Source organism: Zhongshania sp. (assembly GCF_041584495.1).
GTDB lineage: Bacteria > Pseudomonadota > Gammaproteobacteria > Pseudomonadales > Spongiibacteraceae > Spongiibacter.
In genome coordinates this window covers 1-9,059 of sequence record NZ_JBFHDY010000133.1, presented here as the reverse complement: position 1 = coordinate 9,059, position 9,059 = coordinate 1, and the positions used below count along the sequence as shown (strand labels likewise).

6 protein-coding genes are annotated in these 9,059 nt (G+C 52.1%); 5 read left to right on the top strand and 1 reads right to left on the bottom strand.

Features of this window, described 5'->3' with window-relative positions; translation table 11 throughout:
- The coding region (locus ABYP33_RS16040; protein WP_373092163.1) for an NAD(P)/FAD-dependent oxidoreductase at nucleotides 1–917 on the bottom strand (917 nt) is incomplete at its 3' end.
- Nucleotides 918–1,708: 791 nt separating this feature from the next.
- Between ABYP33_RS16040 and ABYP33_RS16035 the strand changes: the two genes are divergently transcribed.
- The 5 genes from ABYP33_RS16035 (at nucleotide 1,709) to ABYP33_RS16015 (ending at nucleotide 8,729) form a co-directional block, all read left to right on the top strand.
- Nucleotides 1,709–2,272 (top strand): chalcone isomerase family protein, encoded by a 564-nt coding sequence (locus ABYP33_RS16035; protein ID WP_373092162.1) that lies wholly within the window; start codon nucleotides 1,709–1,711, stop codon nucleotides 2,270–2,272.
- A 153-nt stretch (nucleotides 2,273–2,425) separates the two neighbouring features.
- Nucleotides 2,426–4,903: a TonB-dependent receptor gene (locus ABYP33_RS16030; protein WP_373092161.1), complete on the top strand. Its 2,478-nt coding sequence runs from the start codon at nucleotides 2,426–2,428 to the stop codon at nucleotides 4,901–4,903.
- A 157-nt stretch (nucleotides 4,904–5,060) separates the two neighbouring features.
- Nucleotides 5,061–5,915 (top strand): mechanosensitive ion channel family protein, encoded by an 855-nt coding sequence (locus tag ABYP33_RS16025; RefSeq protein WP_373092160.1) that lies wholly within the window; start codon nucleotides 5,061–5,063, stop codon nucleotides 5,913–5,915.
- A 70-nt stretch (nucleotides 5,916–5,985) separates the two neighbouring features.
- Nucleotides 5,986–8,433 (top strand): acyl-CoA dehydrogenase, encoded by a 2,448-nt coding sequence (locus tag ABYP33_RS16020; RefSeq protein ID WP_373092159.1) that lies wholly within the window; start codon nucleotides 5,986–5,988, stop codon nucleotides 8,431–8,433.
- 5 nt (nucleotides 8,434–8,438) lie between these two features.
- Nucleotides 8,439–8,729 (top strand): DUF2007 domain-containing protein, encoded by a 291-nt coding sequence (locus ABYP33_RS16015; protein WP_373092158.1) that lies wholly within the window; start codon nucleotides 8,439–8,441, stop codon nucleotides 8,727–8,729.
- The last annotated feature ends 330 nt before the right edge of the window (nucleotides 8,730–9,059 follow it).

Below are 9,059 nucleotides of genomic sequence, written 5' to 3'. Positions count from 1 at the left end.
TTTTCGTCACGGTGTAATACCGCTTCGTTTTCTTCATAGCTAAAGGCGCCGAGTAGGCTCCGTTCTGCGCTGCTGGGCTTATCAAGCATGGCCAGTGATTGGTTGGCGTGTCCAGCCATAACCACATGATCGAAGCGATGGTTTTCGCCGCTCTGATCGACAAGTATCACATGATCGTTGAAGCGATGTACTTTCCTAATACCACAGTTTAATCGAATGTCCTCGGGGAAGTCGGCGCTCAGCCGTTTTACGTACTCGCGGGAGCCGCCGGTGACTGTCTGCCATTGGGGGCGCTCATTGACTTGCAGTAAGCCGTGATTGTCGCAAAAGCGTAAAAAGGCTTTGGCGGGGTAGGCGAGCATTTTTTCGGTTGGCGTTGACCAAATGGCGGCGCTCATTGGCAGCAAGTGATCGTCGCAAAAGCCAGGGCCAAATTTTTCTTGGCGCAGCAGCTCGCCGAGTGACAAATCTTCAGGCAGGGTTTGCAGCCAGCCAGCGCTTTGCTTATAAAAGCGCAGTAAATCTCGGATCATGCCCCAGAAGCGGGGACGAAACGCATTACGCTTTTGGGCGAACATAGTGGCGATGGAGTTCGAACCACTGTATTCAAGGCGGCCTTGGTCTAAGGACACCCCAAAGGACATGTCGGTGCCTTGATATGGAATGTCCAAGTACTTAAACAGCGCCACTAAATTGGGGTAGCAGTGCTCGTTAAAAACAATAAAGCCAGTATCAACGGCAATGGTACCGGCACTGGTTTGGATATCGACAGTGTTGGTATGGCCACCGAGTCGGGAATCTTGTTCAAACACCGTTATTTGATGGTGTTTACTCAACAGCCAAGCGCTACTCAAGCCCGAAATGCCTGAGCCAATGACGGCAATTTTTAAGGGTGCTAACTTTAATGGTGTTTGCATAAATATATCGCTGATCCCGCTTTGTCTTATTTACGTATATTTAGCCTAAACAGATTTGGCACAGCCAATACTAGCGGCGCGACTAAGGTCGTCGCCTCTGTTAAGGAAAATGAAAGTCGAATCCCTTCTGAAGCTGGCAATTTATTCGTTATGCTTTACCAGACTTACTACTAGCGGCCATAGGCCTGCCTTTTTATCTTTATGCACTACTCTGGCTGGCTGAACCGGGCTGCTATGGTTACAGCATAGTCGGTTTGGTGTTCTTTGCCGCGAGAGCGATTGACGTGCTGAGCGATTTGCCCGCGGAGGCCTAGGTCGATCAGCATGGCAGCCATCGCGTCTTATGGTTAGGCGCTTGGCTGTTCATCGCCAGCAGTGCATTGGCATTGGTTTATCTGCCCCACCCTTGGCCCTTGCCATTATTGGCTAGCGGGCTAATACTGCCCATGTTGGGCCGGACAGGTATTACTGTACCGTGGTTGGCGCTCCCTGTGAATATCTCATTTTCCCGCGCTAGATCGGCTGCGTTATAACAGCAGCCGCGAAGCCATGCTATTCTCGGAACGCTATTGGCAATGATATTACCTGCCATATCGGCCCCCTCAGTTCTTGTGTTGTTGCTTGCAGTCTTGCTGTTGACGGTTTGTCTGCCGGGGAGTTAGGCGGCACCGCTCAGTACCGCTAGCGTGGGCGATCAGCGCCGTATATGGGGTGGCGCTAGTGGCGCTAAAACTGCGGTTTTTTTTGATGGAGGGTCGCAGGTCAATAGTGACAATTAAGGGTAGTGGACAATGAATAAAAATCGCAAGGCGTATCTGCTCAGTATTCCATTGCTGATGTTTGCAGGCTTGATATCGGCACCCTTAATGGCGGCTGAAAATTGGCGGACCGTGAGCGCGGAAACCTTCAGCTTGCTCTGGAAGGATTTGACCTACACCCGTCTGCAAGTTGACCCCCAGCAAGCTCTGCCCGCGTCTGGTGATATTCTGGCGCCAGATTACGCCAAGCAAATCATTATTGAATATAAAATCGGAGTGTCGGCGGAGCGCTTTCGCAGCATGACCGACAAGGCGTTGACTGGGGCCTATTCGCCTGCGGAATTGGCGCCCGCTAAAGCGGACATCACCTTATTTAGCAGCTGGTATAAAAGTGTTGAAAGGGGGCAGCAATACCGTCTTGTTTGGCTGCCAGAGCGGGGTTTGCAGTTGTATTTGAATGAGGAACATTTGGGTGTAATTCACGACCCTAATGCCGCGGCGCTAATTTTGAGTGTGTGGCTGGGAAGGGCTGCGGTAAGTGAATCGCAGCGCGATACCATGCTCGCTGCGTGGCGGAGGGCCGCCGGGGATCAGTAGGTCTCGGTGCCACTGTCTAAGGTATTGACTTTATTGGTAATAATTAAATGATCTAAGTTTAGAATATTTTTCCCAAAACCTGCCCTTCGCTTGAAAAGCCTAGGCTGAGCCCCTAGCATGCGCTGCTGATAGCCTGCCGAGAGTGAGACCTAGGTGAACACGTTTACAAAATTGACTTTAATATTATTGGGTTTGTCCCAAGCCGCGGCCCTGAATGCCCAAGAAAATCCCCAGAGTCGGCGGGGTTTAAGCATAGAAGAAGTGCTGGTTACGGCGCAAAAGCGTGAGGAGGGTGTCAATGACATCCCCTTGGCCATTACCACCTATACCGGCGAAGACCTCGTTGCGCTCGGGGTCAGCGATACCACGGATCTTGGTAAATTGCTGCCGGGCTTCTCTTACGCCGATGGCGGCTTTAACACCCCAATTTATACCCTGCGAGGGGTCGGCTTTAATGAAAATAGCCAAACCGCTAGCGCGACGGTGGGGGTTTATATTGATGAATTCAATTTGCCTTTCCCGATTATGACCAAGGGCAGTAATTTGGACCTGGCGCGGGTAGAGGTGCTAAAAGGCCCTCAAGGCACGCTTTACGGCCGCAATACCACCGGTGGCGCGATAAATTATATTGCCAATAAGCCCAGTGATAGTTTGATTTATGGCGGCAGTGTGGGCTATAGCAGCTATGAAACCAGTGAAGCCAATGGCTTTATTAATGGGCCGCTGTCTGAGATCGTTAGTGCGCGCCTGGCGCTACGCGCTATTAATAGCAGTGAAGGTTGGCAGCGTAGCCGTACCCGTCACCCTAGCAGCGATGTCTACAACGGCAAAACTGGGCGGAATTTAGGCGGTGAGTATCAGCAGTTTGGCTACGATACCTTGGGTAAAGTCAATAAGCAGAGCGGGCGTTTTTCGCTGAGCTGGTTAGCCGCCGACAATCTTGATATTAGCTATCACCTCGACGGTTGGCGCGATCGCTCCGAGCCTCAGGCTCTGCAAGTGATTGCCATTGAATCTCAGAACGCGACCTTGGGCGAGGCTGGCCTGCACCCTGAGGTGGCAGATTATCCAGTTAATGATAAAGACACCCAAGACAATCGCGCCGCTGATTGGCCAAATGTCGGTATGGAGTTTCGCTTAAATGACAGCTTTTACTCCACAGGTGTGCGCGTGGCCTGGACCTTGTCAGAGGATCTCGAGGCGGTGTTTTTGGGCTCACTCGGCCGTTTTGAGTCTGATGGCAGCTTTATTCCCCAGTCTGGTGTCGACACGGTGAATACCGAACGCAATGTGTTTGCGACCACTGATTATTACAATTTGGAGTGGCGCTTAGCGGGCAACGCGCACCCCGACGTCTTCTGGCAACTTGGTGTGAATTACAGTGAAGATGATGTCGCTGAGTTTCAGCGCCTGCATCACGAGACGGTGAGTATTATTTTCCCCGTTGACGCGCCGAACGGTGACGGTGTGGCGGGGCTGGATAATCGATCGGGCTTTGGCGGCAATCAGCTTGCCGAGGTGGCGGCGGTTTTTTTTCACACCGAGTGGGTCCTGGCCGATGATTGGACCTTAAGCGGCGGCGCGCGCTACACCGACGAGTCCCGTAAGTTTAATGGCTGCGGGCAGGATGTTAACGTTGGCGATGAGCCCGGCGCTGACCAAGATTCGCCCGGCGCGCAAGACGAAGGTGTCGGCCTGGGCGAGGCCTTTAGCGGGATTAGTTTACTGCAATCGCCGCTGGCCGGTTATCTGCCTGGCACGGCGGAACAAGGCGGCTGCTTTACTTTGGACAATGAAACACGCCGGCCTGGCCGCTACTTTGGTGAGTTGAGTGAAGACAATGTGTCTGGGCGTCTTGCGCTCGATTGGCGCTTTGTCGAAGACATGTTGGCTTTTGTCGCGCTGAGTCGCGGCTTTAAATCGGGTAGCTTTCCGGTGATTAATATCTCGGATTCAGTGCAGTTTGAACCCGTTACCCAAGAGCAGCTCGACGCCTTGGAGATCGGTGGAAAATTGACCGTGCTCGACAAAACCATGCAGCTCAATGCCTCAGTATTTGATTACCGCTATCAAGATAAACAGTTGGTGACCAACTTCCGCGACCCTGTCTTTGGTGCGCTGCCAATTTTGCGCAATGCCCCCAAGTCTACGGTGCGCGGTGCTGAGTTGGACGTGAAATACACGCCGATAGAAGGCTTGTATTTGTCCCTTGCGGCGGCGTATTTAGACACTGAAGTTGAAGAGTTTGTCAGCGGTGACAGCAACGGCGATGAGTTCGACTTTGCTGGCAAGCCCTTTAATTACAGTCCGCGCTGGGAATACACTCTGCTATTAGATTATGTGCTACCCGTCTTTGAGCGCTATGAGCTGTCGCTGGGTATTGATTACAGCTATAGCGGTGAAACCAACGCTTCGCTGGAACAGGACCAACGCTTTTTCATTGATGATTACGGCCTGATTAATGCGCGGCTTGGCTTTGGGCCAGCGGCGGGCCCTTGGCAGCTCATGCTGTGGGGTCGCAACCTCGGCGACGAGTACTATTATAATAATGTCACCAATCAGCTCGATACCATCGGTCGCTACACCGGTATGCCGGTGACCTACGGTATTACACTGTCTTGGCAGCCTTAAAAGTTCGCTGTTTTACACGTAAAGGCCTATATTAAAAAGATAATATAGGCCGCCGCGCGGCCGTTCACTGAGGACCGCTATCATTACCGTTGAAAGTTTTTTCATTTCTCTAAGCAGTTATCTGTCCTACCCTTTGGTCAGCCTTGGTAAAACCCCGGTGACGTTGGGGACCTTGCTCGCGGGTTGTGTGGTGGTCGGTATTGCATGGGCAGCTTCGCGAGTGTTGCGGGGTAGTTTGCGCTCAGTTGCCCAACGCCGCGCGGCGTTTTCCAGCAGCACCCTCTATACCATTGAACGTCTAATCCATTACGTGGTCTTGATCGTAGGGGTGTTTGTTGCCCTGTCGGTAATCGGTATTGATTTGAGCAAGCTAGCGCTCGTGGCCTCGGCGCTGTCGGTGGGTATCGGCTTCGGTCTGCAAGCCATATTCAGTAATTTTGTATCGGGGCTGATTATTTTGGTTGAACGTTCACTGAAGGTGGGTGATTACGTGCAATTGGAAAGTGGTGTGCTTGGCGTGGTGGCGGAAATCACGGTTAGGGCAACGATTATTACTACCTTGGAAAATGCCGAGGTTATTGTCCCTAATTCCGAATTTGTAAACGGCAAGGTCACCAATTGGACGCACACCAATAATTACTGTCGCATGCGAATTCCATTTGGTGTGGCATACGGTACGAATAAAGAGCGCATGCGAGACGTAGTGCTAGACGCGATAAAGGAATTACCGCAAACCTTGTTGGATTTTCCAGGACGCGCGCCCACGGTAATTATGAAGGCGTTTGGCGATTCCAGTTTGGATTTTGAATTACTGGTTTGGGTTAAACCAGAATACGCTGCTCAGCAGAGTGGCACGCGTTCCGCATTTTTGTGGGCAATAGACAGCGCGCTGGTCGCGGCGGGCATTGTGGTGCCGTTTCCCCAGCGGGATTTGCATATTGTGTCGGGCTTGCATCATGGCTCAGGGCCTACATCAGGCGCCGATCCAAGTTTTAGTGCAACACCAGATTAGAACATTAAGGCTTTTGGAATATAGGGCTTGGCAGGCTAAGAACATCACCACTTAATTTGGAGATTGTAATATGGCCAGTGTACTCAGCGTTTTCGCATTTATTTTATTAGTGTTAGTTGTTTTTTATCGGCGTTTGTCAGCACACAGTGGTGCAGTAGTCATAGCCTTGGGGTGGCTACTGCTAGGCTTGAGTAGCCCGATATTTCTGCACCCCCTGAGTCTATTAATACTCTTTGCTGTCTTAGCCGTGCTGTTGTTTAAGCCACTGCGGATACGAATTTTATCTGCCCCAGCGATGGCCGCACTCAAAAAAATGATGCCTCCCATGAGCGACACCGAGCGTGAAGCGCTGGATGCCGGCACCACGTGGTGGGAGAAAGAGCTCTTTTCTGGCCGACCTGATTGGGCGGTGTTTGAAGACATTGAACTGTCTGAACTCAGCGCTGAAGAGCAGGCTTTTATCGACGGCGAAACTGAGGCCCTGTGCGCCATGCTGTCGGACTGGAAAATTCATCACGAGACCAAAGATTTGCCCCCAGAGGTTTGGCAATTCATTAAAGACAAAGGCTTTTTGGGGCTGATTATTCCCCCTGCTTACGGTGGCTTAGGCTTTAGTCCTTATGCCCAAAGCCGGGTGGTAAGTAAAATTGCGAGTCGCTCAACTGTGGCGGCGGTGACTGTAATGGTGCCCAATTCGTTGGGGCCGGGTGAATTACTGCTGAAATACGGCAGTGAGGAACAAAAAGATTTTTGGTTGCCGCGCTTAGCCAAGGGTGAAGAATTACCTTGTTTTGGCCTTACCAGCCCTGAAGCCGGTTCGGACGCCGGTGCTATTCCCGATACCGGCGTAGTCTGCGAACAAGATTACGAAGGCAAGCGGGTGCTCGGCGTTAAATTAAACTTCTCTAAACGCTGGATTACCCTCGCGCCGGTTGCCACGGTGGTGGGGCTGGCCTTTAGGCTTAGCGACCCCGACGGACTGATCGGCGATGAGGTCGAGCGCGGTATTAGCTGCGCCTTGGTGCCCGCGACCTTGCCGGGGGTGGAAATTGGTCGGCGTCATAATCCTGGCTCAGCCTTTATGAATGGCCCAATTACCGGTGTCGATGTGTTTATTCCCATGGACATGCTGATTGGTGGCCAAGAATACATTGGTCAAGGCTGGCGGATGTTGGTGGAATGTTTGGGCGCTGGCCGTGGGGTGTCGCTGCCAGCGCTGTCGACGGCAGGCGGTGAAATGGGCTATCTGCTGGTGGGCGCCTTTGCCCGTATCCGCCGCCAGTTTGGCATTTCGGTTGGTAAGTTTGAAGGAGTGCAAGAGGCCAGCGCCGAGATTGCGGCGTCGGCGTATATGCTTGAGGCCTATCGCGCCCTCGTTACCCGCGCGCTAGACGATGGCGCCCCGTCGGTGCTGACCGCCATGGCAAAATACCACGCCACTGAAAAGCTGCGAGGCGTCGTTAATCACAGCATGGATATTCTTGGTGGTCGCGGTATTCAAATGGGGCCGCGCAATTTTATGGCCTTGGTCTACCAAACTGTGCCAATTGCCATCACGGTTGAAGGCGCGAATATTCTGACGCGTTCCATGATTATCTTTGGTCAGGGCGCAATGCGCTGCCACCCCTATTTAGCCGATGAATTAGCCGTGCTCAGTGATGAGTCTGCAGACGCCTTGCCGCGGTTTGATGGTTTAATAATGGGGCATCTTGGCCACATTGCAGAGGTGTTTAGCCGCGGAATTTTGCAGGGTCTCAGTGGCGGCTTGTTGGGCAAACCCAAATGCGGTAATAGCGAATTGTCGGCACGCTGGTATCGTCATATCAATCGCTACAGCGCCGTATTTGCGGCGAGCGCGGATGTTGCGCTACTGACCTTGGGAGGCGATTTGAAACGCCGCGAATTATTGTCGGCGCGTTTGGGTGATGTGCACAGCCAGTTGGTGATTGCCTGCGCATTGCTTAAGTTTCACGATGCCCAAACACCAGATGAAGCTAATGAGCTACACGCAGAATATGCCTTAAAGCAGTGCTTTATTGCAATGAATACGGCCTTGGCGGCGTTTTATCGTAATCTGCCTGTTAGAGGCTTGGGTGCAATATTAAAAGCGGTGTTTTTCCCTTGGGGGCTACCACAGTGGACGCCGTCAGACGATGAGATTCGTGCGCTGGGTGAGTTAATTCTGCAGCCAAGTTCGGTGCGCAATTTATTGGCGGACAAGGTTTATACCAGTCCTGATCCACAGGATGCCCAGGGCCGAATTCATTACACTTACCAGCTTCTGGTCGCGGTAGAAAAAGATTACGAACATTTTCTTAGTTTAGACAAGCAAGGGGATTTAGCTGGCGACTCTACCGCTGAGAAAGTGGTTAGTGCAGTAGCAAATGGTGTGTTTAATCAAGCGCAGGCCGATGCCATTATTGCCTATGATGACTGCCGCTATGATAGCTTATTAACGGACGCCTTTGATCCGACATTGGCAGGCATCGATGTTCGCCCACTTCGGCCAGCGTGCTAGCCTCGGTGAAGAAAGTCTTTACTGATCCTAATTTAAGCGTGGTTGCCAATGCCGGAAATGTTTTAGCAACGGCAGGGCTGACAACGGAATTGCGCAATGCTTATGCTAGCGGTGGTTTGGCCTTTACCGATGTGTGGCCAGAACTGTGGGTGGCCGCTGACAGTGTCGCCGTAGCAGAGGCGCTATTGGCCGATTTAAGCAAAGATGATGATCGTGAATGGCAGTGCCCGCGGTGTAAAGAGCACAATGGCGTCAGTTTTAAACTGTGTTGGCAGTGCGGTTCGCCGCAACGCTAACGATTTTTTGTGACGGAAGTGGTGAATATTTGGATAAATAGGCTCTAGTGGAAATTGCCTATCATCATCGCCATAAACTTGCGGTATAGTATTGTCCTGTCTACATGGTTTTGAACAGATGAATTAGTGGGACGGCTGTCTACCTCTGTTGCGTGAGGGCGCCAGCATTCTTATGGGGCCTTTTAGGCCCCTTTTTTATGCGTGCGCCAGGCATGGCGCGTAGCGCCGTGACGGGCGCTGTTCCAAACCGCGTGGTGGCGATTGGATGACTTGGTGGTGAGAGTCCACTATCGGCCCGGCAAGGGGAACGATTAGCCGAACGGCAAGGGT

What these genes read in the sequence shown, in the direction of transcription:
- ABYP33_RS16020 (WP_373092159.1), top strand. Translation starts at nt 5,986, where the DNA reads ATGGCCAGTGTACTCAGCGTTTTCGCATTTATTTTATTAGTGTTAGTT.
- ABYP33_RS16035 (WP_373092162.1), top strand. Translation starts at nt 1,709, where the DNA reads ATGAATAAAAATCGCAAGGCGTATCTGCTCAGTATTCCATTGCTGATG.